The organism is Streptomyces sp. NPDC048389 (assembly GCF_040706335.1).
GTDB lineage: Bacteria > Actinomycetota > Actinomycetes > Streptomycetales > Streptomycetaceae > Streptomyces.
Window position 1 is genome coordinate 18,385 of sequence record NZ_JBEZKP010000008.1, and the last position, 24,280, is coordinate 42,664.

At 71.1% G+C, this 24,280-nt stretch carries 22 protein-coding genes, 1 tRNA gene and 1 pseudogene; 10 read left to right on the forward strand and 14 right to left on the reverse strand.

The window, feature by feature from the left end; genetic code table 11:
- Nucleotides 1-67: 67 nt before the first annotated feature.
- On the reverse strand, nucleotides 68-1,120 hold the full coding sequence (locus AB0903_RS08405; protein WP_366700596.1) for a P1 family peptidase: 1,053 nt from the start codon (nucleotides 1,118-1,120) through the stop codon (nucleotides 68-70).
- A gap of 250 nt (nucleotides 1,121-1,370) precedes the next feature.
- On the opposite strand from AB0903_RS08405, the gene AB0903_RS08410 reads away from it, so the two are divergent.
- Nucleotides 1,371-1,577: a hypothetical protein gene (locus tag AB0903_RS08410; protein ID WP_366700297.1), complete on the forward strand. Its 207-nt coding sequence runs from the start codon at nucleotides 1,371-1,373 to the stop codon at nucleotides 1,575-1,577.
- 23 nt (nucleotides 1,578-1,600) lie between these two features.
- Here the strand turns inward: AB0903_RS08410 and AB0903_RS08415 are convergent, their stop codons facing one another.
- The 6 genes from AB0903_RS08415 to AB0903_RS08440 all read right to left on the reverse strand — a co-directional run bounded on the left by AB0903_RS08415 (nucleotide 1,601) and on the right by AB0903_RS08440 (nucleotide 7,716).
- The gene (locus AB0903_RS08415) at nucleotides 1,601-2,149 is read right to left on the reverse strand and encodes an MscL family protein (RefSeq protein ID WP_366700299.1); all 549 of its coding nucleotides are present in this window, start codon (nucleotides 2,147-2,149) and stop codon (nucleotides 1,601-1,603) included.
- A 123-nt stretch (nucleotides 2,150-2,272) separates the two neighbouring features.
- Nucleotides 2,273-2,788, reverse strand: a complete 516-nt coding sequence (locus AB0903_RS08420) for an RcpC/CpaB family pilus assembly protein (protein WP_366700301.1) — start codon at nucleotides 2,786-2,788, stop codon at nucleotides 2,273-2,275.
- 526 nt (nucleotides 2,789-3,314) lie between these two features.
- On the reverse strand, nucleotides 3,315-4,178 hold the full coding sequence (locus tag AB0903_RS08425) for an S-methyl-5'-thioadenosine phosphorylase (RefSeq protein WP_366700303.1): 864 nt from the start codon (nucleotides 4,176-4,178) through the stop codon (nucleotides 3,315-3,317).
- Between the two features lie 81 nt (nucleotides 4,179-4,259).
- Complete coding sequence (locus AB0903_RS08430) at nucleotides 4,260-4,580, reverse strand: FmdB family zinc ribbon protein (RefSeq protein WP_366700305.1); 321 nt, start codon at nucleotides 4,578-4,580, stop codon at nucleotides 4,260-4,262.
- Between the two features lie 67 nt (nucleotides 4,581-4,647).
- A complete protein-coding gene (locus AB0903_RS08435; RefSeq protein WP_366700307.1) occupies nucleotides 4,648-5,919 on the reverse strand; it encodes an MFS transporter in 1,272 nt (423 codons plus the stop codon).
- A 285-nt stretch (nucleotides 5,920-6,204) separates the two neighbouring features.
- Nucleotides 6,205-7,716: a potassium/proton antiporter gene (locus AB0903_RS08440; RefSeq protein WP_366700598.1), complete on the reverse strand. Its 1,512-nt coding sequence runs from the start codon at nucleotides 7,714-7,716 to the stop codon at nucleotides 6,205-6,207.
- Nucleotides 7,717-7,933: 217 nt separating this feature from the next.
- On the opposite strand from AB0903_RS08440, the gene AB0903_RS08445 reads away from it, so the two are divergent.
- Entirely contained in the window at nucleotides 7,934-10,744 is a 2,811-nt protein-coding gene (locus tag AB0903_RS08445; protein ID WP_366700309.1) for a penicillin acylase family protein, read from the forward strand.
- Here the strand turns inward: AB0903_RS08445 and AB0903_RS08450 are convergent.
- Entirely contained in the window at nucleotides 10,710-11,327 is a 618-nt protein-coding gene (locus tag AB0903_RS08450; RefSeq protein ID WP_366700311.1) for a 5-formyltetrahydrofolate cyclo-ligase, read from the reverse strand. The genes AB0903_RS08445 and AB0903_RS08450 overlap by 35 nt on opposite strands.
- Nucleotides 11,328-11,420: 93 nt before the next feature.
- Here AB0903_RS08450 and galU point away from each other — a divergent pair, with 93 nt between their 5' ends.
- The 7 genes and pseudogenes from galU to AB0903_RS08485 all read left to right on the forward strand — a co-directional run bounded on the left by galU (nucleotide 11,421) and on the right by AB0903_RS08485 (nucleotide 16,876).
- On the forward strand, nucleotides 11,421-12,344 hold the full coding sequence (galU, locus tag AB0903_RS08455; RefSeq protein WP_366700313.1) for a UTP--glucose-1-phosphate uridylyltransferase GalU: 924 nt from the start codon (nucleotides 11,421-11,423) through the stop codon (nucleotides 12,342-12,344).
- A 4-nt stretch (nucleotides 12,345-12,348) separates the two neighbouring features.
- Nucleotides 12,349-13,650 (forward strand): gephyrin-like molybdotransferase Glp, encoded by a 1,302-nt coding sequence (gene glp / locus AB0903_RS08460; RefSeq protein ID WP_366700315.1) that lies wholly within the window; start codon nucleotides 12,349-12,351, stop codon nucleotides 13,648-13,650.
- Between the two features lie 75 nt (nucleotides 13,651-13,725).
- A pseudogene (gene moaC, locus AB0903_RS08465) lies at nucleotides 13,726-14,199 on the forward strand (cyclic pyranopterin monophosphate synthase MoaC); the annotation flags it as partial.
- Between the two features lie 131 nt (nucleotides 14,200-14,330).
- Nucleotides 14,331-14,837 carry a MogA/MoaB family molybdenum cofactor biosynthesis protein gene (locus tag AB0903_RS08470; RefSeq protein ID WP_366700317.1) on the forward strand — a complete coding sequence of 169 codons (507 nt, stop codon included), beginning with the start codon at nucleotides 14,331-14,333 and terminating at the stop codon, nucleotides 14,835-14,837.
- Entirely contained in the window at nucleotides 14,834-15,463 is a 630-nt protein-coding gene (locus AB0903_RS08475) for a GNAT family protein (RefSeq protein WP_366700319.1), read from the forward strand. Before AB0903_RS08470 ends, AB0903_RS08475 begins: the two co-directional genes overlap by 4 nt.
- 136 nt (nucleotides 15,464-15,599) lie before the next feature.
- Nucleotides 15,600-16,706 (forward strand): gephyrin-like molybdotransferase receptor GlpR, encoded by a 1,107-nt coding sequence (gene glpR, locus AB0903_RS08480; RefSeq protein ID WP_366700321.1) that lies wholly within the window; start codon nucleotides 15,600-15,602, stop codon nucleotides 16,704-16,706.
- A 96-nt stretch (nucleotides 16,707-16,802) separates the two neighbouring features.
- A tRNA-Ala gene (locus tag AB0903_RS08485) sits at nucleotides 16,803-16,876 on the forward strand.
- Nucleotides 16,877-17,711: 835 nt separating this feature from the next.
- Here the strand turns inward: AB0903_RS08485 and AB0903_RS08490 are convergent.
- Both AB0903_RS08490 and AB0903_RS08495 read right to left on the reverse strand, forming a co-directional pair.
- Nucleotides 17,712-18,659 carry a peptidase gene (locus AB0903_RS08490; RefSeq protein WP_366700323.1) on the reverse strand — a complete coding sequence of 316 codons (948 nt, stop codon included), beginning with the start codon at nucleotides 18,657-18,659 and terminating at the stop codon, nucleotides 17,712-17,714.
- Nucleotides 18,660-18,768: 109 nt separating this feature from the next.
- Nucleotides 18,769-19,254 carry a GNAT family N-acetyltransferase gene (locus tag AB0903_RS08495; RefSeq protein WP_366700325.1) on the reverse strand — a complete coding sequence of 162 codons (486 nt, stop codon included), beginning with the start codon at nucleotides 19,252-19,254 and terminating at the stop codon, nucleotides 18,769-18,771.
- A 50-nt stretch (nucleotides 19,255-19,304) separates the two neighbouring features.
- Between AB0903_RS08495 and AB0903_RS08500 the strand changes: the two genes are divergently transcribed.
- Nucleotides 19,305-20,102, forward strand: a complete 798-nt coding sequence (locus AB0903_RS08500) for an exodeoxyribonuclease III (RefSeq protein ID WP_366700327.1) — start codon at nucleotides 19,305-19,307, stop codon at nucleotides 20,100-20,102.
- Nucleotides 20,103-20,571: 469 nt separating this feature from the next.
- Here the strand turns inward: AB0903_RS08500 and AB0903_RS08505 are convergent, their stop codons facing one another.
- From AB0903_RS08505 to AB0903_RS08520, 4 genes are all read right to left on the reverse strand, one after another.
- Nucleotides 20,572-20,802 carry a hypothetical protein gene (locus AB0903_RS08505; RefSeq protein ID WP_366700329.1) on the reverse strand — a complete coding sequence of 77 codons (231 nt, stop codon included), beginning with the start codon at nucleotides 20,800-20,802 and terminating at the stop codon, nucleotides 20,572-20,574.
- A 108-nt stretch (nucleotides 20,803-20,910) separates the two neighbouring features.
- A complete protein-coding gene (locus tag AB0903_RS08510) occupies nucleotides 20,911-21,792 on the reverse strand; it encodes an SDR family oxidoreductase (RefSeq protein WP_366700331.1) in 882 nt (293 codons plus the stop codon).
- Nucleotides 21,789-22,697 (reverse strand): alpha/beta hydrolase, encoded by a 909-nt coding sequence (locus AB0903_RS08515; protein WP_366700333.1) that lies wholly within the window; start codon nucleotides 22,695-22,697, stop codon nucleotides 21,789-21,791. The genes AB0903_RS08510 and AB0903_RS08515 overlap by 4 nt, the downstream gene beginning before the upstream one ends.
- Nucleotides 22,694-24,256 carry an NAD(P)/FAD-dependent oxidoreductase gene (locus tag AB0903_RS08520; RefSeq protein ID WP_366700335.1) on the reverse strand — a complete coding sequence of 521 codons (1,563 nt, stop codon included), beginning with the start codon at nucleotides 24,254-24,256 and terminating at the stop codon, nucleotides 22,694-22,696. Before AB0903_RS08520 ends, AB0903_RS08515 begins: the two co-directional genes overlap by 4 nt.
- Between the last annotated feature and the right edge of the window lie 24 nt (nucleotides 24,257-24,280).

Here is a 24,280-nt window from a genome sequence, read left to right on the forward strand (position 1 = left end):
GGTTGGGTAAAACGAAGGGGCGCCCGGTAGAAGTTCCCGCACGCCCCCAACTCAGGCGTCCGATACGTCAGCCGATGTCGTACAACTCCGTATAGGAAGGGAAGCTGCCGCCCGGTCCGTCGACACTCGCGGCCGACATCACGGCGCGCACGATGGCCCGGGTCACCACGTCGGCGCCGGCGGCCAGCACGTCGTTGAGCGCGAGCGGGCTGCCGGCGTCCAGCGCGACCGAGCCCGTGGCCAGCGCGAACACGGTGTCGCCGTCGTTGAGTAGGTGCACGGGCCGCACGGCGCGCGCGATGCCGTCGTGCGCCGTCCCCGCGAGCTTGTGCGCCTGCGAGCGGGTCAGATCGGCATCGGTGGCGACGACGGCGAGCGTCGTGTTCAGCGGCGGCGGCCCGTTCTTCTCGCCCGCCTCGGCCAGCCGGAGCTGGGCTGCGGCGTGCACTGCCGAGGCGGGGATCGCCACCCGGTCCATGCCTTCGGCGACCAACTCGCCGTAGAGCACGCCGTTCCGTGGATCGAGGGCCGAACCCACCGCATTGGCCACGACCAGCGCCGCGACGGTGATCCCGGAGTCGAGGACGGTGCTCGCCGTGCCGATCCCGCCCTTGAGCCCCCCGATCACCGCGCCCGTCCCGGCGCCGACGGAGCCCTCCTCGACCGGCGCGCCCTCGGCGGTGGCGGCAGCCGCGACCACGGCGGCGCGCCCCGTCGACGCATCCGGACGCGCATGCCAGTTCCCGCCGCGCCCCAGGTCGAAGACGCACGCTGCCGGCACCACCGGCACCACCTGGGAGGGATCGGGACCCACACGTACGCCCCGGCCCTGCTCCTCCAGCCAGGCCATCACGCCTGCGGCCGAGTCGAGGCCGAACGCGCTGCCGCCGGTCAGTACCACCGCCTCGATGCGCTGGACGACGTTGCGCGGATCCAGGGCGTCCGTCTCCCGGGTGCCGGGTCCTCCGCCTCTGACGTCCACAGCCGCGACCGCTCCGCCCGCGGGTGCGAGGACGACAGTGGTGCCGCTGAGCGCGCCGGACCCGGTGACCTGCGCATGACCGACCCGCAGGCCCGTGACGTCCGTGAGTCCGCCGGCCGGCCCGTCGACCCTCTCCATAACGACCATGTCCGCCAGGTTAATCGGGCGGCCCCCGTCCTGTGGCGGCCCGGCGGCTCGGCGGCCCGAGGTTGGGCGGCCCGAGGGCCCGGCGTTGGCGGCCGGGGCTTGATGGTTCGGAGGCCCGTGATCCGGTGGCCCCGCAGCCGGGCCCGCCGTGCGCTGTGTGTGGTGGAATCGGCCCGGAGGACGGCTGAGTCACGGCAGCGGACGCTGAGATTTCGGTGGTCTTTCGCCGTATCCTGGAAGCATGAGCACCGCCCCCGCCCCCGGATCGCGAGATGCGAAGCAGCCCGGACAGCAACGTCCCGAGCCAAGGCTGATCTTCGACGATCCGCTGGACCAGCAATCGGCGGACGATACGGACCGTGGGTGGGGTGAGCGGCCTCCCGCGAGCGGCGACAGCGCCGCGGATCTTGCGCGCTTCCTCGATGAGAAGCCACCCCACCACATCTGAGTGCCGGCGAAGCGGCAGCCACCTCAGCGGCCCTCGTCGCCCCCGGGTGTCCCCGACGTGCTGGAGGCGCCCCCGGAGCCCGCAGCGCCGGAACCACGCTGTGCCACCAGGTTGTCGCCGGGACCGCGCTGTGCCACGAGGCTGTCGCGGATCTCCTTCAGCACCTCCAGCTCGGTGACCTCGAGCGTCTCCTGCACGCCCTCCTTCGCCTTCTGTGCGGCGACCCGGCGGGCGAGGTACTTCGACATGGGCAGCACCATGAGGAAGTAGACGACGGCGGCGGTGATCAGGAACTGAAGGGTCACACCGAGCACGGAGCCCCACATGATCTGGATGCCCTGCATCTCGCCGTCGGGGCCGGGGTCGCAGGGTGCTTTCAGGCAGGAGCTGTAGGCGTCCAGGTCCTTGGTGCCGAACGCGCCGACCAGCGGGTTGATCATGCCCTTCACCACCGCGTTCACGATGTTGGTGAAGGCGGCACCGATGACGACCGCGACCGCGAGGTCGATCACGTTGCCGCGGAGCAGGAAGGCTTTGAAGCCCTCGAGCACGCTCGGTTTCTTCTCGCTCACGAATGAGCCTCTTTTCATACCAGCCACAGGGGAGGGGGACAGCTCCGCAACCTACGGCAGGGCCCGACCTGCTTGTCCAATCCGCACCCGCCCCCAGGGGACTCGGTGACACATCAGCACGGGTCAGCACAGCGTCACCGCCAGACGGGAGTTCGCCGCCGCACCGGCCAGCGCCGTAGCCGTGGCACGGGGCACGGTGAGCACGACGAGCGCCCCGCCGTCCATGGAGTCGTCACCGGTACCGGGTACCTCGGCCACGCGCACGCCGGAGGCCACGACCTTCGCCTGGGGGGTTTCGCCCGCGGGCGCGTCCGCGGCCGCGATGACGTCGACGCGGTCACCGGGCCGCAGCAACCGGACCGTGGCGGCGTCCGCGATGCGCACAGGGGCGGATACCAGGGCGTTGGCGGACCGGTGCTTGCGCGCCGGAGCCGCGGCCGCCGGCGCACCGGCGCCCGCCACACCTCTGGCCTCCTGCCCCGCGGACGCGCCCGGGGTGTCCGCCCCGCGGGCCGTGGACGCGGCAAGCGCCGCGGCCGTCACCGCCAGACCCGCCGCCATGGTGCGCCGCTGCCGCCACAGCGCGCGCCGTAGTCGCTGTGCCCCGCCGCGGACGCGCAGCGGGGCGAATGGCGGCACGCCCAAGGGTTCCGGAGTGGGAGAGGAAGAGGGGGCAGGAGAGGAGGAAGGGAGGAAGGACATGCCGCGCACCGCCTTCTGCGGAAGTGGCCCGAGCCCGGTGCCCGTGACCGACCGCTGCTCACGATCCACGTTCCGCCGTCGGCCTGCAGCGGCCTGTGGACAGGCCACCGAATGTGGACAACTCGCTCACCGGTGAGGGTGATGGCGAACGGCCGGGCCCCGTCGAAACCCTTTCCGGGCATCCCCCGATTTCCTCCGCAGCCCGCAGCCCGCAGCCCGCAGCCCGCAGCCCGCAGCCCGCAGCCGGAAGCGGCGGGCGCAAGGCCGAAAGCGGCGGGCGCAAAGCCGAAAGCGGGCGGCCCCGAAGCCCGCAGCCCCGCAGCCCAAGCGCGAGGCCGGAGGTCGGGAGCCGGAAGCGGGCGGGTGCGAGGCCGGAGGCCGGAGGCGGGATGCCGGGATCCGGAAGCCTGGAGCGGGAACCCGGAGCCCCGAAATCCCGAACCCGGTTCCCTGCCGAACCCGCCTACGGCAGTTGGATGCCGGGGTCCATGCCCGCCAGCGCGTCGCCGCAGGAGCAGGAGCGCTTCTCGGTCTCCGGGAGCCCGGCCACCGCGTCGAACAGGACGGTCCGCAGCCGGTCGACGTTGGCCGCGAACACCTTGAGCACCTCTTCGTGCGACACGCCCTCGCCGGCTTCCGCGCCCGCGTCGAGGTCTGTGACCAGCGTGATCGACGTGTAGCAGAGCTCGAGTTCACGGGCGAGGACGGCCTCCGGGTGCCCGGTCATGCCGACCACCGACCATCCCATCGCCGCGTGCCACCGGGATTCGGCCCGGGTGGAGAAGCGGGGGCCTTCGACGACCACCAGCGTCCCGCCGTCGACCGGCTCCCAGTCGCGCCCCCGTGCCGCTTCGAGCACCGTCCTGCGCCCGCTCGGGCAGTACGGGTCGGCCGGGGACACGTGCACCACGTTGGGGACGGTCCGGTCCGGCAGCGGCAGACCGTCGAAGTAGGTCTGCGCGCGCGACTTCGTACGGTCGACGAACTGGTCAGGCACGAGAAGCGTGCCGGGGCCGTACTCGGGACGCAAACCGCCGACCGCGCAGGGGCCGAGCACCTGGCGGACCCCGACCGACCTCAGCGCCCAGAGGTTGGCGCGGTAGTTGATGCGGTGCGGCGGCAGATGGTGGCCCCGTCCATGGCGCGGCAGGAAGGCGACCCGCCGACCCGCGACGTCACCGAGGAACACCGAGTCGCTGGGCGGGCCGTACGGGGTCTCGACCTGGATCTCGGTGACGTCCTGCAGGAAGGAGTAGAAGCCGGAGCCGCCGATCACGCCGATCTCCGCCGGTCCGGCCGCTCCGCTTGCGTTCGAATTGGTCGCCATGGCGCACACAGTAGCCGCACGCGGACACGTCAAAGACCCCACCGTGCTCGCTGCCGCGGCGGGGTCCTCGGAACGTAAGAATCAGGCGGCGGAGCCGGACGGGCTCGGCGTGCTCGAAGACGAGGAGGAGGCGGTCGACGAGGAGGCCGGGGCCGACGTCTTGGACTCCGACGGCTTCGTGGCCGTCGCCGAAGACGAGGTCGCGGGCGCGCTGCTCGACGACGAGCCACGGCTGTCGTTGCGGTAGAAGCCGGAACCCTTGAAGACGATGCCGACGGCGGAGAACACCTTCTTCAGGCGTCCGTCGCAGCCGGGGCACACGGTCAAGGCGTCATCGGTGAACTTCTGCACCGCCTCGAGGCCCTCGCCGCATTCGGTGCACTGGTACTGGTAGGTCGGCACTGTCTTCCTCCTGGCACTCTCACTCGATGAGTGCTAACGACGCTCCATACTGACGTATTCCGCCGGATCAGTCCACCGTCACCGGCACTCGGTGACCGATCCCACGTGCCGCGACCCGTCCCGGGGCCTTCGGCGCCAGGCGGGAACGCAGTGCCAGAAGGGTGGCCAGCGCGAGTGCGGTGCCCGCCAGCGGCACGGCGAATCCGGCGCTCGGGCCGTACATGTCGGCCAGCTGTCCGGCCACCGTCACGGCGGCTGCCTGGCCCAGGGCCACCGCACCGGTCAGCCAGGTGAACGCCTCGGTACGGGCCGAGGGGGGCACGAGTGAGTCGACGAGCGTGTACCCCGTGATCAGGGCAGGGGCGATGAAGAGCCCGACGACCAGGCCCAGCGCCCCGAGCAGCACCACGGAGTGCGCCGTCCACAGCAGGGACGCGGCGGCGGTGAGGCCCGCGTAGCCCAGCAGCAGCCGGCGGCGCGGTCCGGTCTTCCAGACGATGGTGCCGACCGCGACACCGGCGAGCATGTTGCCCGCCGCGAACAGTCCGTACAGCAGACCGTTCATGCCGGGCTGCCCGATCTCCTCGGTGAACGCCGTCAGGGACACCTGCATGCCACCGAAGACGGAGCCGATACCGAGGAAGGCGACCGCCAGGACCCTTACGCCGGGCACGGGCAGCGCGGACGCGCGCTTCACGTCTGCGTCGGCCGGGGAGAGACCGTGGGCCGGCTGGGTCCGGCGCTGGGCCGCGAACAGCAGTCCACCGGCCAGGGTGAGCGCGGACTCGGCGATCAGGCCGGCCGCCGGGTGTACACCGGTGCACAGAGCGGTGGCCAGGACGGGGCCCACCACGAAGGTGAACTCGTCCGTCACCGACTCGAAGGCCGCGGCCGTCGGCATCAGCGGCGAGCCCTGGAGCCGTGCCGCCCAGCGCGCACGCACCATCGGGCCGACCTGCGGGACGGAGGCGCCGGTGGGCACGGCCGCGGCGAACAGCGCCCACAGGGGGGCGCCGGTGAGGGCGAGCGCGGTGAGGGCGGCACCGGAGGCCGTGTGCACGAGTACGCCGGGAACCAGCACGGCCCGCTGGCCGAAGCGGTCGGCGAGCCTGCCGCTCTGCGGTGCGAACAGAGCCATGGACACGCCGGTGACGGCGGCCACGGCGCCGGCGGTGCCGTAGGAGCCGGTGGTGTGCTGCACCAGCAGGACGATGCCGATGGTGAGCATGGCGAAGGGCTGGCGTGCGGCGAACCCGGGTAGCAGGAACGTCCATGCGCCTGCGGTACGGAGCAGCTGCCCGTAACCAGGACGCTTGCCAGACGCGACCGTGGACTCCACGGTCCTTGCCTTTCTGCCGCCTGGTAGCGCTCCCCTGGGTGTCGGGAGCCGCCGAGAGCTGTCCTCTTGCGCGGAACTGCGGTAGATACCGGGGTCCACTCGGGGGAACTCCGCGGCCGCCATACGGTCGCGCCAGCTCTGCGTCAGGCAGAGTTGGTCGATCAGTGTGCCTTCATGGTACAGGGGTTTTCCCGGCCCTGTCCTGGGAAATGACAGAAATCACTGGGCCTGGCCCTGTGATTCGAGCCTCGGTGAGGGGGCCGCGAGGGCTCCGCAGCCCGTGGGTCAACGGGATCTGCGGCGCGTGGAGCCTCCCGTGCCGAGCCAGCCGGCCAGCTTGCCGCCTTGGCCGACCGCGCGAAGCCGCCGCTCCGCCGCGTCCCGTACGGGATCGGTCGCCACCACGAGGAGTTCGTCACCGTGGCGCAGCACCGTCATGGGCAGCGGTACGAAACTCTTGCCGTCGCGCACCACCAGGGTGACCGCGGAACCGGCCGGGAGGCGCAGCTCCCCGACCTCCACCCCGTGCATCTTCGACGCTTCGGGGATCGCGACCGACAGCAGGTGGCCGCGCAGCCGCTCCAGGGGCGCGGACTCGATGCCCAGGTCGGCGGCTTCCGCCGAGTCGCCGAGTCGCAGCCGCTTCGCCAGCCAGGGCAGCGTCGGACCCTGCACCAGGGTGTAGACGACCACCAGGAGGAAGACGATGTTGAAGATCCGGTCGTTGCCCTCGACGCCGGAGACCATCGGGATCGTCGCGAAGACGATGGGCACGGCGCCGCGAAGACCCGCCCAGGACATGAGTACCTGCTCCTGCCAGGGAATGGGGAAGGGCAGCAGGCTGATGAACACCCCGACCGGGCGCGCGACCGCGGTCAGTATCAGTCCGACGACCACCGCCGGCCAGAAGTCGCGGAGCAGTTCATGCGGTGTGACCAGCAGGCCGAGGAGGACGAACATGCCGATCTGGGCGATCCAGCCCAGGCCCTCGGCGAAGCCCCGGTTGGCCGGGGAGTGCGGCAGCCTGGCGTTCCCGAGGACCATTGAGGCGAGGTAGACGGCGAGGAAGCCGCTGCCGTGCGCCAAGGCGCCGGCGGCGTACGCCATCACGGCGATGGCCATGACGGCGATGGGATAGAGGCCGGAAGCGGGCAGCGCCACGTGCCGCAGGCCGTAGGCGCCCAGCCAGCCCGTGGCCAGGCCGATGACCGCGCCGATCGCCAGTTCCAGGGCGATCTCTCCGACGAGCAGGTACCAGGCGTCGATCGGTCCGGTGGACGAGAAGGCCACCACGAGGATCACGACGGGGGCGTCGTTGAAGCCGGACTCGGCCTCGAGGGCTCCCGTCACCCGGGACGGCAGCGGTACCTTGCGCAGTACGGAGAAGACCGCGGCGGCGTCGGTCGACGAGACGACCGCGCCGACGATCAGGGCCTGCTGCCATCCGAGCCCCACCAGGTAGTGGGCGGCGGCGGCCGTCACCCCGACGCTCACCGCGACCCCGACGGTCGCCAGGGCGGCGGCCGCGGGCAGCGCGGGCCGGATCTCCTTCCACTTCGTGCCGAGTCCACCTTCGGCCAGGATCACCACGAGCGCGGCGTAACCGATCACCTGCGTCAGTTCGGCGTCGTCGAACTGGAGGTCGAGCAGGCCGTCCTGGCCCATCGCGATGCCGATGCCGAGGTACAGCAGCAGGCTGGGCAGGCCGCTGCGCGACGAGATGCGCACGGCCGCCACGGCGACGAGCAGGACGAGCGAGCAGACGAGCAGGAGTTCGTTGAGCTGGTGGACAGTCAGTGGCCGATCCTTCCCTTTGCGCCATGCGGCCGGATCTTCGGACCGGCGGGCGACACTTCGTTACCTTACCTAATCTTTTGCGAGTCCTTGATGGTGTGATGATCTGTTTGTCCGAGGGTGTGGAGTGCCTTGTGGATACCGCGTCCGGGCCGGTCGGGAGCTGCGCCTAGAGTTGCCTCAGCATTCCCAGGACCACCCTGCCCCTCGAAGGACAGCGATGCCCGCCAACACAACAGCCTCTTCCCCCAAGAAGAAGAAGGGGCGACGCGCCCGACTGCTCGTGCTCGTCCTGGTGCTGGCCCTCGTCGCGGGCGTCGGCTACGGGGCGTACTGGAGCATCAGCACCGTGCGTGCCTCTTTCCCGCAGACCACCGGGTCGATCCAACTGGAAGGGCTGAGCGGTCAGGTCGAGGTCAAACGGGACGGCTACGGCATTCCGCAGATCTACGCCGACAGCGACGAGGACCTGTTCCGCGCGCAGGGGTTCGTCCAGGCGCAGGACCGCTTCTGGGAGATGGACGTCCGCCGGCACATGACGTCCGGCCGGCTCTCCGAGATGTTCGGCTCCGAACAGGTCGAGACGGACGCCTTCCTCCGCACACTCGGCTGGCGCCGTGTCGCGCAGCAGGAGTACGACACCAAGCTCTCGGCCGAGACGAAGAAGTTCCTCCGGGCCTACGCGGACGGTGTGAACGCCTATCTCGAGGGGCGCTCGGCCGAGGAGATCTCGGTGGAGTACGCGGCGCTGTCCTTCACGAACAACTACAAGCCCGAGCCGTGGTCGCCGGTCGACTCGGTGGCCTGGCTCAAGGCGATGGCCTGGGACCTGCGCGGGAACATGGAGGACGAGATCGACCGCTCCCTGCTGACCAGCAGGCTGAGCGAGAAGCAGATCAAGGACCTCTATCCGCCCTATCCGTTCGACCGCAACAAGCCGATCGTCGAGGAAGGCGGCATCAGCCAGGTCACCGGTGAGTTCGACCCGGCGGCCAAGCCCTCCGACCTGAATGACGGCTCCACGGGCGCGAGCACCGGCACCGGCAACGCCGATGGCACGGGCACCGGCACCGCCGGCGACACCGGAACCGGCAGCGCGGCGGACGCGGCCTCCGGCCTGAACTCACAGCTGTCCGCACTCTCCGAGACCCTCGACGCCATCCCGGCACTCCTCGGCCCCAGCGGCAACGGCATCGGATCCAACTCCTGGGTGGTCTCGGGCGACTACACGACCACCGGCAAGCCGCTCCTCGCCAACGACCCGCACCTCGCGCCGCAGCTGCCTTCGCTGTGGTACCAGATGGGTCTGCACTGCCGTGAGACCTCCGCGAAGTGCCGCTACGACGTCGCGGGCTACACCTTCTCCGGCACGCCGGGCGTGATAATCGGCCACAACCAGGACATCGCCTGGGGCTTCACCAACCTCGGCGCCGACGTCACCGACCTCTACCTCGAGAAGCTCAGCGGCGACAGCTATCTGGTCGGTGACGAGGAGAAGCAGCTGACCACCCGCACGGAGGTCATCAAGGTCGCCGGCGGCACCAGCAAGACGATCACCGTCCGCTCCACCGGCCACGGCCCCCTGGTCTCCGACCGCAGCGACGAGCTGGAGAAGGTCGGCAAGAAGGCCCCCGTGTCCAATGCCGCGCCCGACCGAGGCTCCGGCTACGGCGTCGCCCTGCAGTGGACCGCCCTCCAGCCCGGCAACACCATGGACGCCGTCTTCGAGCTCAACCGGGCGAGCGACTTCCAGAGCTTCCGCAAGGCCGCGCAGAAGTTCGAGGTGCCCTCGCAGAACCTGATCTATGCCGACGCCGAGGGCCACATCGGCTACCAGGCGCCCGGCAAGATCCCGGTCCGCGCCAGCGGCGACGGCTCGATGCCCGCGCCCGGCTGGGACCCGGCGTACAAGTGGACCGGCTACATCCCCTTCGACGAGCTGCCGTACGAGTACGACCCGGAGCGCGGTTACATCGTCACCGCCAACCAGGCCGTCGTCGACGCCGACAAGTACCCGTATCTGATCACCAAGGACTACGGCTACGGCGCCCGCAGTCAGCGCATCAACGACCTGATCGAGTCGAAGATCCAGGACGGCGGCAAGATCTCGACCGAAGACATGCGCACGATGCAGATGGACAACAGCAGCGAGATCGCGAAGCTGCTGACCCCCTATCTGCTGAAGATCGACATCTCCGACCCGTACGTCCGCGAGGCGCAGAAGCTGCTGGAGGGCTGGGACTACACCCAGGAACCGGACTCCGGGGCCGCCGCCTACTTCAACGCCGTGTGGCGCAACGTCCTGAAGCTGTCGTTCGGCAACAAGCTCCCCAAGGAGCTGCGTGTCGAAGGCGAGTGCCTCAGTGTCCGGCCCGCCGACAGCACCGCCCCGGACGACGACCTCGAGGAGCGGGTGCGCGAGTGCGGCCAGCGCGACGCGGACTCGGCCCAGCCGGACGGCGGCGACCGCTGGTTCGAGGTGGTGCGCCGGCTGCTGAAGGACGAGGACAACGCCTGGTGGCAGTCGCCGCGCACCCGTACGGAGGAGGCGACCGACCAGCGTGACGAGCTGCTCGGCCGCGCCATGGTCGACGCCCGCTGGGAGCTGACCGCCAAGCTCGGCAAGGATGCCTCCAGTTGGAGCTGGGGCCGTCTGCACCAGCTCACGCTGAAGAACCAGACGCTGGGCACCGGGGGCCCCGAGCTCCTGCAGTACATGCTCAATCGCGGCCCGTGGAACCTGGGCGGCGGCGAAGCCGCGGTGAACGCCACGGGCTGGAACGCGGCCGGCGGCTACGAGGTCGTGTGGGTGCCCTCGATGCGGATGGTCGTCAACGTCGGAGACTGGGACGGGTCCCGGTGGATCAACCTCACCGGCGCGTCCGGCCACGCGTACAACGCGCACTACACCGACCAGACCGGCAAGTGGGCCGAGGGCGAACTGCTGGACTGGGCCTACAGTGCGAACGCGGTGTCCGCCGGCGCCGTGGACACGCTCACTCTCCACCCGCCGGGCCACTCGGCCCCGTGAACCGGCTGACGCCGTCCGGCGTCACCACCGCGTGCACGGGGTGGTCGTGCGGTTCCGCCGGGACCCGTGCGACCACCTCGTTCGCGTGGAGGAGCACCACGAGCGCCGGGTGCGCCCCGGCGGCGGCCAGGCGCGCCAGGACACGGTCGTACGAGCCCCCGCCGCGCCCGAGCCGCATACCGCGGGCGTCCACCGCGAGGCCGGGCAGCAGCACTGTGTCCGCCGTGACGACGGCGTCCGGACCGAGCCGCTCGCCGGCCGGCTCCAGCAGGCCGCGTCCGGCGGGCTTCAGGCGGCCGGGCCCCTGGTACGTCCCCCAGTCGAGGTCGTTGTCGGCCAGCAGTACCGGCAGCAGGACGCGTACGCCCCTGGCGCGCAGCGCGTCGAGCAGCGGGCGCGTGCCCGGCTCACGCCCCACCGAGACATAGGCCGCGACGGTGCCTGCGTCCGTCAGCTCGGGCAGCTCCAGGGCGTGTCGCGCGAGAACCGCGGCGGTCTCCCGGACGTCTTCCGCCGACAAGAGCCTTCGAGCCCCCAGAAGTTCGGCCCGCAGCTCGCCCTTTTCCGACATGTCGCCTTTCATTGGCCACCCGTAAATATCATGTACACGTCTTTATGTGGACAAAGTTAACTGGAGCATCATCTTCCACCCGTGCTCAGCGGTTATTGTCTGCGCATGACTCAGTCGCACCCCAGGATCAGCAAGGCTGTCATCCCTGCCGCAGGTCTCGGTACCCGGTTCCTGCCTGCCACGAAAGCCACTCCCAAAGAGATGCTGCCTGTGGTCGACAAGCCCGCGATCCAGTACGTCGTCGAGGAGGCCGTCGCGGCCGGACTCTCCGACGTGCTCATGATCACAGGGCGCAACAAGCGCCCCCTCGAGGACCACTTCGACCGCAACTACGAGCTCGAGGAGGCGCTTTCCCGCAAGGGTGACGCCGGGAGGCTCGCCAGGGTCCAGGAGTCCAGTGACCTCGCCACCATGCACTACGTGCGCCAGGGTGACCCGCGCGGCCTCGGCCACGCCGTGCTGTGCGCCGAACCGCACGTCGGCGACCAGCCCTTCGCGGTCCTCCTCGGCGACGACCTGATCGACCCGCGCGACCCGCTCCTGGCGCGCATGGTGGAGGTGCAGGAGCGTGAGGGCGGCAGCGTCATCGCGCTGATGGAGGTCGACCCGGCCCAGATCCACCTCTACGGCTGTGCCGCCGTGAAGCCCACCGGCGAGGACGATGTCGTCAAGGTCACCGATCTGGTGGAGAAGCCGGACCCGGCCGACGCGCCCAGCAATCTGGCGATCATCGGCCGCTATGTCCTCGACCCCGCCGTCTTCGCCATACTGCGTGAGACGGAGCCGGGCCGCGGCGGAGAGATCCAGCTCACGGACGCCCTCCAGAAGCTCGCGGAGGCCGAACAGTCGGCCACGGACGCCGCGGGGAGCGGCGGGCCCGTCCACGGCGTGATCTTCAAGGGCCGCCGCTATGACACAGGCGATCGCGGCGACTATCTGCGTGCCATTGTCAGACTCGCGTGCGAACGTGAAGACCTGGGACCCGAGTTCCGGGACTGGCTTCGCAGTTTTGTGACCGAGGAGATGTAGGACCGTGAGCAGCACGACCTGGTCTGTCGACGACCACCTCGAGGACATTCTCGCCGCGATCCGCCCGCTCGACCCGATCGAGTTGCAACTGCCGGACGCGCAGGGCTGTGTCCTCGTCGAGGACGTCACCGTCCCGGTCGCGCTGCCGCCGTTCGACAACAGTTCCATGGACGGGTACGCGGTCCGGGTCGCCGATGTCGCGGGTGCCACGGAGGAGTTCCCCTCCGTCCTGACCGTCATCGGCGACGTGGCCGCGGGCAGCGGCGGTCTGCCCACCGTCGGCCCGGGGCAGGCCGCCCGCATCATGACCGGAGCCCCTCTGCCGCCCGGCGCGCAGGCCGTCGTCCCGGTCGAGTGGACCGACGGCGGTACCGGCGGTGGAGCTGCCCTGACCATGCTTCCGGCCGGTGAGGCGCCCCACGGCGCGAGCGGCGAGGTCCGCGTCCACCGGCCCGTCGAGGAGCGCGCCCATGTGCGCGCCCGCGGCAGCGACGTACAGGCGGGCGACCTCGCCCTCGAGGCAGGCACGGTCCTCGGGCCGCCTCAGATCGGGCTGCTCGCCGCGATCGGCCGCGGCACGGTGCGTGTCCGCCCCCGCCCCCGAGTGGTGGTCCTGTCGACCGGAAGCGAACTCGTCCAGCCCGGCGCGGAGTTGACCGAGGGCAGGATCTACGACTCCAACAGCTTCGCGCTCGCCGCCGCCGCGCGGGACGCGGGCGCGATCGCCTACCGGGTCGGCGCGGTCACCGACGACGCGGAGATCCTGCGCGCCACCATCGAGGACCAGCTGGTCCGCGCCGACCTGCTGGTCACCACGGGCGGCGTGAGCGTCGGCGCGTACGACGTGGTGAAGGAGGCGCTGTCCTCGGTCGGCGACGAGGACGAGCCGGGGAGCGGGATCGACTTCCGCAAGCTCGCCATGCAGCCGGGCAAGCCCCAGGGCTTCGGCTCCATCGGTCCGGAGCACACACCGCTGCTGGCCCTGCCCGGCAACCCGGTTTCCTCGTACGTCTCGTTCGAGCTGTTCGTCCGCCCGGTGATCCGTACGCTCATGGGCCTGCCGGACGTGCACCGCCCGACCGCGCGCGCCGTGCTCAAGGCGGACGAGGCGCTCGGCTCCCCGGCCGGCAAGCGCCAGTTCCTCCGCGGCACGTACGACGCGGAGTCCGGCAGCGTCACGCCGGTCGGCGGCGCCGGCTCCCATCTGGTCGCGGCGCTCGCCCACGCCGACTGTCTGATCGTCGTCCCCGAGACGGAGACGTCGGTGGAGCCGGGCACGGAGGTCGGCGTGGTCCTCCTGGGCTGACCGGCCCCCTGTGGCGGTACCGTGTGGCACACCACACAGGCCCCCTAAGGGCCCGGACCGGGAGCACAGGCGCACATGAGTACGCAAGGCAGGCTGACGCACATCGACGAGGCGGGGGCGGCCCGCATGGTCGACGTATCCGGGAAGGACGTCACCGCCCGGACCGCGCGTGCCACCGGCCGCGTCCTGGTCTCGTCGCACGTGGTCGAGTTGCTGCGTGGCGAGGGGGTCCCCAAGGGGGACGCCCTCGCCACCGCTCGGATCGCCGGGATCATGGGGGCGAAGCGCACGCCCGACCTGATCCCGCTCTGCCACCCGCTCGCCGTCTCCGGCGTGAAGCTCGACCTCTCCGTCGCCGACGACGCGGTCGAGATCGCCGCGACCGTGAAGACGACGGACCGCACAGGCGTGGAGATGGAGGCGCTCACGGCGGTCTCCGTCGCGGCACTCACCGTCGTGGACATGGTCAAGGCCGTCGACAAGGCGGCGGTCATCACCGACATCCGCGTCGAGGAGAAGTCGGGGGGCAAGTCCGGCGACTGGACCCGTGAGGCGCCGCCGTCGTCACAGGCGCCACAGACATCACAGGCGCCACAGACATCGCAGGCATCGCAGACATCACAGGGCTCCGCGGCCGCGCAGGGCTCAGAGGGAGCGCCGGGGACCCAGGGGGCGCACGCATGACCGCCGCGCACGCCACCGCCCCCTACCGGGCACTCGTGGTCACCGCGTCCAACCGGGCGTCCGCCGGCGTCTACGAGGACAGGGGCGGGCCGCTCATCGCGGAGAAGCTCACCTCGCTGGGCTTCGCCGTCGACGGCCCCCGGGTCGTCCCCGACGGCGATCCGGTCGGCCAGGCGCTGCGCGGGGGCGTGGCCGACCGGTACGACGTCATCGTCACCACCGGCGGCACGGGTATCTCGCCCACCGACCGCACCCCGGACGTCACCCGAGCCCTCCTCGACCACGAGGTCCCCGGCATCCAGGAGGCGATCCGCGCCCACGGCCGCGAGAAGGTGCCGACCGCCGTACTGTCGCGCGGCGTCGCAGGCGTCGCCGGCCGCACGCTGATCGTCAACCTCCCGGGCTCCACCGGCGGAGTACGGGACGGGCTCGCGGTGCTGGAGCGGATCCTGCGCCATGCCGTCGACCAGCTGCGCGGCGGCGACCATACCGGCGAGTCATGAGCGTCAGCTGGCCGGTCGTCCTCGTGGACGGAGACGTCGCCCTCCGCCCCATAAAGTTGCGCGATCAGCGGACCTGGCGTGAGGTCAACCGGCGCAACCGCGACTGGCTGCGTCCCTGGGAGGCGACGATCCCGCCGCCCGCACCCGGCGGCCCGCTGGTCCAGCGCCCGACGTACCGGCAGATGGTCCGCCATCTGCGCGCGGAGGCCAACGCCGGCCGGATGCTGCCCTTCGTGATCGACTACCAGGGCAGTCTCGTGGGGCAGCTGACGGTGGCGGGGATCACCTGGGGCTCGATGTGCTCCGGCCATGTGGGGTACTGGGTCGACCGGAGCGTCGCCGGCCGCGGAGTCATGCCGACGGCCGTCGCCCTCGCAGTGGACCACTGCTTCCGTTCGATCGGTCTGCACCGGATCGAGGTCTGCATTCGCCCGGAGAACGGGCCCAGCCGCCGGGTCGTGGAGAAACTCGGATTTCGTGAAGAGGGTCTGCGCCCCCGATATCTCCACATCGACGGCGCCTGGCGGGACCACCTCGTCTTCGCGCTGACGGCCGAGGAGGTGCCGGAGGGCATGGTCAATCGCTGGCACCGGGCGCGGCCCGGAACGGCCAGAGGAATAAAATAAGTGTTCGAAATCTGTCGTCCGCGACCATGATTCGATCCGAACAATCACAAGAAAGTTCCGTGATATCAGCCGGATCGTGCGACACACCGGGCCAATTGGCGGATGCCCTGGTGCGAATCCCTCTACGGTGTGTTGCGTGAGCAGCAGCGGCCTCATCTACGCAGTCATCGTCGGGGCCTGGGCCGCCTACTTGGTGCCGATGTGGCTCCGCAGGCAGGACGAGCTGAACGAAGCCCGTCCGACGGAACGCTTCTCCACCGCCATCCGGCTGCTGTCCGGACGAGCGGCGATGGAGCGCCGGTACGCCAAGGAGCTGCGGGAACGCATCGCCGAGCAGCCCGAGCACGACGTGGACCCGGATGCCGCCACGGACCGTTTGAGTTCCGTGGACGTCCGGGCCTTCGCCGCGCCCCGCACCGAAGTCCGCCGGGACACCGCCGACGGCGCCGCGCAGGAGACCGACCGGCCCGCCGGCCAGGCCCCCGCCCGCCGCCCCGGCCCGTCCCGGCGCTCCGACCGCGCCGCGGCCGCCGAGCGGGCGCGGCGCAGCAAGGTCCTCGCCCGGCGGAGACGTACGACCACGGTCCTCTTCCTCGGGTTCACCCTCGGCGCGGTGGTCGCGGCGGTCGGCGGGCTCGGATTCCTGTGGGCACCTGCCGTGCCCGCGGTACTCCTCAGCGCCTACATCATCCAGATGCGCGCCCAGGAGCGCCGGCGCTTCGCCTTCACGATGGACCGCCGACGGGCCGAGGCCGCGGCTCAGCGGCTTCGCGAGAACCGCCCCTGCCGCCACCAGGCGGCCGTGGAGGCGCCCCTGCCCGACGAGGAGCCCGCGGCGCGCGCCGAGCCCGAGCCGGCGCCGAAGGTCTCCCCGCAGGAGGCCGGCCGCCGCGCGCTCGTCGAGCAGACCGACCACGCGGAGTGGGTGGACCAGCAACGTCAGCGCGGCCCCGTGACCGGCGACAGCTGGGAGCCGGTGCCGGTCCCGCTGCCGACGTACGTCACCGCTCCCGTGGCGCCGCGCGCGTCGAGCGGCGTGGACCTCAGCGACCCGGAGACGTGGAGCGCGGCCCGCTCTTCCACGGCCGAGCCCACGCCGGCCCGGCGCGAGTCCCCGGACCCGGCCGCCGATGCGCCCTCGGGCCCCCGCACCTCGCAGCCCCGCCGCGCCCGCGACCGCGGCCGCACGCCGCTCTTCGACCAGTACGCGGACGAGGACCGACCGCGCGCTGCCAACGAGTGAACCGCCTCCCGGCGGTGCCCGTGACCTGCACGGCGACCCTCGGGGAACGGATTTCCAAGCACCCCGATCGGGATGCTAGAGTTTCACTCGTTGCAAGGGCCTGTGGCGCAGTCTGGTAGCGCACCTCGTTCGCATCGAGGGGGTCTGGGGTTCAAATCCCCACAGGTCCACCGCAGCTGAGAGCCCCTGTCGGAGTCATCCGGCAGGGGCTCTCTCTTGATTGTGCGGCAGCGAGAGGCAACTGGCCCCGGCCGTGACGGTTGTGGCATCGGCGTCCGAACGGGGCGCCCGCCGGGCCGGTTGGCGCCCGCGTCGTTGCCACGGTTCGGGCCGCCGCCGGTGGCCGGGCGGCCGTACCGGCGGGCAGGAGCACCCGGTTCGGTGTGTCAGGCGTGGGGGCGCGGGGTGCAGCGGAGCGAGCGTCGCCTCGGAGGAGAAGATCTTCCGGCCGTTCTGCGCCGCGGCCCAGCGCATCCGTTTCGTGCCGCGGTCGCCCTGTGCGCTCCGGTCCGCCACGCCGTGCGCCCTCGGCCGCGAGCGGCTCCGCGGTGATCCGGTAGGGGGAGTCGGGTTCGGCGTAGCGGTTGGGCATGGAGGCCATGCCGCGTACGACCCGCTGTCCGGGAGGACCGGTGGCCGGCGCCGAGTGGGCCCCGTACCGCGTCGCCCGCTCGAACTGCGCAGTGCCTTCCCCGTAAACGTGGAACTCTCAATGCCCCGGCCCCCGTCGCGGCCTGGGTCCCTTCCCGGGACGCCGGCGAGGGCGCCGTGGCGCGGGTGTCCGGTTCGCAGGAGGGCAAGCTGCTCTTCGGGCGGCCTGGCCGTGGCGGACCCCGCGACCGACCGGCCGGCTGACGGTTGGCTGAGTGACCGGTCAGGCGACCGGCCGGCCGGCTGACCGGTTGACTGACCGGCCGGCTGACGGTTGGCTGACTGACCGGTCAGGGCGCGTGGTTTCGCCGCTGACCGGTCAGGGCTGTGCAGCCGGGGCGGGGTGGTCAGGGCTCAGGACGCCTGGGCCTGGTCGTAGACCGCCTTCGCCTCGGGGCCGAAGTACGGGCCGAACATGCGGTTCGGAAGGAACGTGTAGCCGAAGCTGTTGACCGAGACCTGCAGGCCGGTGCCGGTGGACTCGTCGAAGGACTCGAACCAGGGGCCGCCGCTGGAGCCGCCCGTCATGTTGCAGCCGAGGCTGTGGTCCTGGGAGAAGAGGAAGTCCTTCGAGCTGTTGCCGCTGCAGTGGATCAGTTTGCTGCCGTCGTACGGGTCGGCCGCCGGGAAGCCGAAGGCGTACATCGCCTTGTTGTAGCCGCCGTTGAACTTCAGGCCCTGTGCCCCGACCGTCTCGGCGAGCGTCCTGCCGTTCTGCGGGGCGACGACGGCGGCGCCGACGTCGTAGTTGATGTTCTCGCTCGCCGCCCACTGCTGTGTGGCGAACGTCTTCGTCGCGTTCCACCGCCCGTACGGCGCCTGGCCGTCGTCGTAGCCGGGGACGAAGACCCAGTCGGTGTGCCAGGAGCCCTGGTACTTCACGCAGTGGCCGGCGGTCATGACCGTGCTGCCGTTCCCGCTGGTGACCGAGTTGCCGGAGCAGGAGGCCGTACGGCCCTGGAAGGTGAAGAACACTCGGCCGGAGGTCTTCACCACCGCGCCGCCGCCGGTCCACGGACCCCCGGCCTGCGGGAAGGAGGTCGGGCCGATGACCGTCTCCTCTCCGGAGGCGGTCGGCACGGACGTCCGGAGGGAACCCGGAGTGACGTTGATCAGGTCGAGCGGGGTGGCGCCGCGCATCCGCTCGGCGGTCCAGAAGCCCTCGGCCGCCTGCTGCGGACTGAACGACGAGGGTGCGGGGGACGGGGGCGGGGCGGCGTCCGCGGAGGTGGCGGACAGCGCCCCGGCGAGCAGGGTGCCGACGGCGGTCAGGACCGAGGCGGCAAAGCGGTGGCGTCTCACGCATGTCTCCTTCTGCCGTGCCCGCCCGCGGACGTGCTCGGGCGGGGAGGGGGTGAGGCGGTGCGGATCGGCGTGCGTGAGGCAGGGTGCCACGAATCCCGAAATTATGTCAGGGGCGCGTCAAGAACTTGGCCATACAGCGGCTGCTTTCGTACTCCCGGTAGTAGCCGAACTTGGCGCACGGCTCGTAGCCGCTCGAGGCGTAGAGGGCGAGTGCCTCCGGCTGCATGTCACCGGTCTCCAGCACCATGCGTATCCGGCCGGCCGCCCGGGCGTCGTCCTCCAGTGCGGCGAGGATGCGGCGGGCCAGGCCCAGGCCGCGCGCTTCGGGGATCACGTACATGCGCTTGAGTTCGGCGTCGCCGTCCGAGTACCCCTCCGTGTTCGCGTCCTGCCTGCGCCAGCCGCCGGTGGCCAGGGGGCGGTCCTGGTCGTCGTAGGCGATGAGATAAAGGCCACGCGGTGGTACGAACATCGAGGGGTCGAGCGGCGTGGCGTCACCGTCGTCCCCGTAGCGCCGGACGTACTCGAGCTGGACCTCGTCGTTGAGCTTCACCGCGTCCGGGTGGTCGAAGCCCACAGTTCTGACATGCATGCCGGAAAGCGTACGTGTATGCGAATCGCGTCTGCCGGTAAGGTGCCGGGATGCTCACCGTGACCTCCGTGAATGTCAACGGTCTCCGGGCCGCCGCGAAGAAGGGCTTCGTCGAGTGGCTCGCGACGACCGCCGCCGACGCGATCTGCCTCCAGGAGGTCCGCGCCACCGCCGACCAGCTGCCGGCCGAGGTCCGCGACCCCGACGGCTGGTTCACGGCGCACGCCCCGGCCGCGGCGAAGGGCCGCGCGGGCGTCTCCCTCTACACGCGGCGCGAACCCGAGGCGGTGCGGATCGGCTTCGGCTCGAGCGAGTTCGACGGCAGCGGCCGGTACGTCGAGGCCGACCTGCCGGGGGTCACGGTCGCCAGCCTCTACCTGCCGTCCGGTGAGGTCGGCACGGAGCGGCAGGACGAGAAGATGCGCTTCATGGGCGAGTTCCTGCCCTACCTGAAGGAGTTGCGGGCCCGTGCGGCGGCCGACGGCCGCGAGGTCGTCGTCTGCGGTGACTGGAACATCGCGCACCGCGAGGCCGACCTCAAGAACTGGAAGGGCAACAGGAAGAACTCCGGCTTCCTGCCGGAAGAGCGGGAATGGCTCGGCCGCGTCTTCGACGAGGCCGAGTACGTGGACGTGGTCCGCGCCCTCCACCCCGACCAGGAGGGCCCGTACAGCTGGTGGTCCTACCGCGGTCGCGCCTTCGACAACGACACCGGCTGGCGCATCGACCTTGTTTGTGCAACGCCGGGCCTTGCTGCCCGTGCCGTCAAGGGGTACGTGGAGCGGCCCGCCTCGCACGAAGAGCGGTGGTCGGACCATGCGCCGGTCACGGTCGTCTTCGACCGCTAGCGTGCGTGAGTGACTTGGGACACAAAAGGCCCCGGCCGAAGCCAGCGGCCGTCCGACTCGCGGAGCCATTCTTCCTGCCGTCGCTCGGCGTGCCCGAGGCAGTGGGGTGTCACCAGCGGATGGGGCGTCACCAGCGGACGGGCTCAGTGTCCCCGCCGATGCGCACGGGGCGCGGCGCGCAGCCGGCCCGGACGTGTCGCCTGCAGGACTCGAAGGTGAAGCCACAGCACTCGGCACGCCAGATGGCGCGGCGACCCGCACACTGACCGCAGTAGGGGGTCATGGCTCAGGGACGTACGGCGATCCGTCTCGATGGGCTTGCGTGTCGACTACCCCTGAGGCCCACAGGGGAAAGTCGGTGGGCACGCGAACCGACGCCGCCGGCAGTGGCTTGACGCACGGAAGGGACGCACCCGCTGTGTGCGGGTGCGCCCCCTGTCCGCAGGGCCGCAGGGCCTACGCCGCCTCGTCAGGCGTCGTGGTCCTCGAGCCGGTCGCGGCGCTCGCGCATCGCGCCCTCGCCGCGCTCCTGCATGGACTCCTTGGACCGGCCGCCCTGCTGCTCGCGGTCCCGCATCCGTTCCGAGACCTCTTCCTTGCCGCGGCGTGCGCGCTGCGACTGGTCTCCCTTGCCGGACTTCCGCTTCGCCTGGTCCGCGAGATCGTTGGCCTTGTCCTTGAACTGGTCCGAGATGCCCATGGAATGTCACTCCTCTTAAGGCGTGTGGGGGGTCGGGGGCGATCATGCCCCCGGGGCTGCGACCAGCCTGGCACGCGCCGACAAAGCGCGCATTTCGATCAGTTACGCTCAGTGGCTCTCCGTACGTACGGCCTCGTCAGCGGCCCCGCCGGCCCCCACGAGCCCGGTCGAGACCGAGCCGAGGCGAGGCTCGAAGCGGCGCATCTCGCGCTGCCCCACCGTGCCGATGAGCGCAGGGAGGCAGCCGCGGATCGACTGCATCCCGCGCAGCCACCACTGGCCGTAGACATGTGCGGAGCGGCGTTCGACACCCGCCACGAGCCGGTCCACCGCCGGGCCCAGCGGGTACGTCCGGTTCGACGGCCACGGCAGCCGCTGCCGCAGTTCCCGCATCACGTCGTTCTGGTCGGCGCCGCGCACCATGTCGGTGTCGGTCCAGGAGAGATAGCCGACGCCGACCCGCACGCCCCGGTGGCCGACCTCAGCCCGCAGACTGTGCGCGAACGCCTCCACACCCGACTTGGACGCGCAGTACGCGGACATCATGGGGGCGGGGGTGATCGCGGCGAGTGACGCGATCTGGAGCAGGTAGCCCCGGCTCTCCACCAGTACGGGCAGAAACGCCCGTGCCGTCACGGCACTTCCGATCAGATTGACCTCGATCACGCGCCGCCAGGAGACCGGGTCGGAGTGGAGGAACGGACCGCCGGACGCCACGCCCGCGTTGGCGACGACGATGTCCACCTTGCCGAAGCGTTCCTTGACCTCCTGTGCCACCCGCGCCATCGCCTCGTGGTCGGTGACGTCCGCGTGCCAGTGGTCGGCCTCGGTGTGCAGCCGGGCGGCGACCTTCTTCAACTCGTCGGGTTCGAGACCGACAAGCGCCACCTTTGCACCCCGCGCGGAGAGTTTGCGTGCCAGCAGTTCGCCGACGCCCCGCGCCGCGCCGGTGACGACCGCGACCTGCCCCTCCAGGCTCACCTTGCTCATACGGCCTCCTCCTTCACGTCCAGGTACGTACCGGCCAGCTCGCGGATCTTGGCGGTGACGGCCTCCGGGGCCTCCACCGGTGTCATGTGGCCCGTCCCGGCGAGCTTCACCAGTTCGAGGCACCGGGGGAGGGCGTCGGCCAGCCGCTCGGCGTGGGCGAACGGCGTGAGCCGGTCGGCCGTGCCGCCGATCACGATCGCGGGGACGTCCAGCCCCCGCACGCCCTGGTCGAGGTCGAGTTCACCGAGGACGCGCGACCAGGCCACCCGCGCGGCGCGCGGGCAGGCGTGGACGATACGGGCGCACTCGTCGACCCGTTCCGGCGCCGAACCGGGGCCCATGGTCGCGTACTTGAGGATGCGGCGGGAGACGGGCGTGACCGGGCCGAGCGGGGCGCGGGCCCCGAGGATCAGATGCGTCAGGCGGGTCCGCAGCCGCCCCGCCCGCATCGGCAGCACCAGGGACTCGTCGACGAGGCGTGCGCTGCCCGTGCTGCACAGCAGTACGGCGGCGGCGTGCTCACGGAAGCCGGCCCGGCCGGAGGCGGCCATCATCGTCATGCCGCCCATGGAGTGGCCGGCGAGCACGGCCTTCTCGCCCGGTGCCAGGACGGCCGCGAGCACGGCCTCCAGGTCGTCGGCGAGGCGGTCGGTGCCGACGGGCCCGGCCGGTGTGCGGCCGTGGCCGCGCTGGTCGTAGACGACGACGCGGTGGTCCGCCGCCAGGTCCCGTATCTGCGCGGCCCAGAAGAGGGTGGAGCAGGTCCAGCCGTGGGCCAGGACGACCGTGGGTGCCCCGTCGGGGCCGTGCACCTCGACATGGACGCGCGATCCGTCGGCGGACACGGCGGTCAGTTCGCGGTCGGCGACGGGCGCGGCGTGGCCGCGGCGAAGGAGCCGGCTCATGCGACGGCCTCCGCGCCCTTCGTGCCCTTGGCACTCTTCCGTCCCTCGGTGCCGGCCGCCGTCCCGACCGGCTTCCTGCGGGCGGCCGCCCTGATCACCTCGTACTCTGCGAGGTCCACGTGCCGCGTCGCGCTGCGGAACTCGGTCGTGGTGCCGGGCCAGATGGTGGTGTTGCGGCCGCTCGCGTCCAGGTACCAGCTCGTGCAGCCACCGGTGTTCCACACCGTCCGCTTCATCCGCTCCTGCACACGGCGGTTCCACGCGTGGACGGAGGACGGGCGGGCGGCCAGCGCAAAGCCCTCGCCGAGGAGGTTCAACTGCCGCATGTAGTCGGCCAGGTAGTTCAGCTGCGACTCGATCATCAGGATCATGGAGGAGTTCCCGAGCCCGGTGTTCGGGCCGATGATCGTCATCCAGTTGGGGAAGCCGGCCGCGGTCGCGCCGCGCAGCGACTCCATGCCGTCCTTCCACGCCTCGGCGAGCGTGATCCCCTCCGCGCCGACGACCCGTTCGGCGATGGGCATGTCGGTGACGTGGAAGCCGGTGCCGAAGACGATCACGTCGGCCTCGGTCTCCGTACCGTCCGCCGCGACCAGTGTGGAACCGCGTACCTCCTTGAGCCCGGAGGCGACGACGTCCACGTTGGGCTGCGCCAGCGCCGGGTAGTAGGTGCTGGAGAGCAGGATGCGCTTGCAGCCGATGCGGTACGAGGGCGTCAGCTTGGCCAGCAGCTCGGGATCCTTGATCGCCTTGCGCATGTTGGCCTTGGCGAGCTGCTCGACGAGGCCCAGCTCGTTCGGCCGCTTGGTGAATGCCTGGACCTGCAGCTCCCTGATGCCCCACAGCAGTCCGCGCCGGGCGGCGCTGGTGAACGGCAGTTGCCGGTGCAGCCAGCGCTCGGCCCCGGAGATCTTCCGGTCCATCCGCGGCACGACCCACGGGGGTGTGCGCTGGAAGAGCGTGAGGCCGGCGACCTTCGGTTGGATCGAGGGCACGATCTGGATCGCGGACGCGCCGGTTCCGATCATCGCGACGCGCTTGCCGGTCAGGTCGTAGTCGTGGTCCCAGCGCGCCGAGTGGAAGACCTTGCCGGGGAAGCCGGCGAGCCCCGGGACGTCGGGCGTCTTCGGGTCGGACAGCGGCCCGGTCGCGGAGACGACGACATCGGCCGTGAGCGTTCCCTGCGAGGTCTCGATCTCCCAGCGCAGTTCCTCTGTGTCCCAGCGCATCATCAGCACCTCGTGCCCGAGGCGCAGGTGCGGGCGGAGCCGGAAGGTGTCCGTCACATGTTCCAGGTACGCGCGGATGTGCTCCTGGCCGGAGAAGGTCCGGGGCCAGTCGGGGTTGGGCGCGAAGGAGAACGAGTACAGGTGTGAGGGCACGTCACAGGCGCAACCCGGGTAGCTGTTGTCCCGCCAGGTGCCGCCGACCGAGTCCGCGCGCTCGAGGACGACGAAGTCGGTGATCCCCTCGCGGCGCAGCCGGACGGCTGCCCCGAGGCCGCCGAATCCGGATCCGATCACCGCCACCCGTACGTGTTCGTGCTGCTGCTGGCCCATGCCGCCGCCTCCCGCTGGAACGTC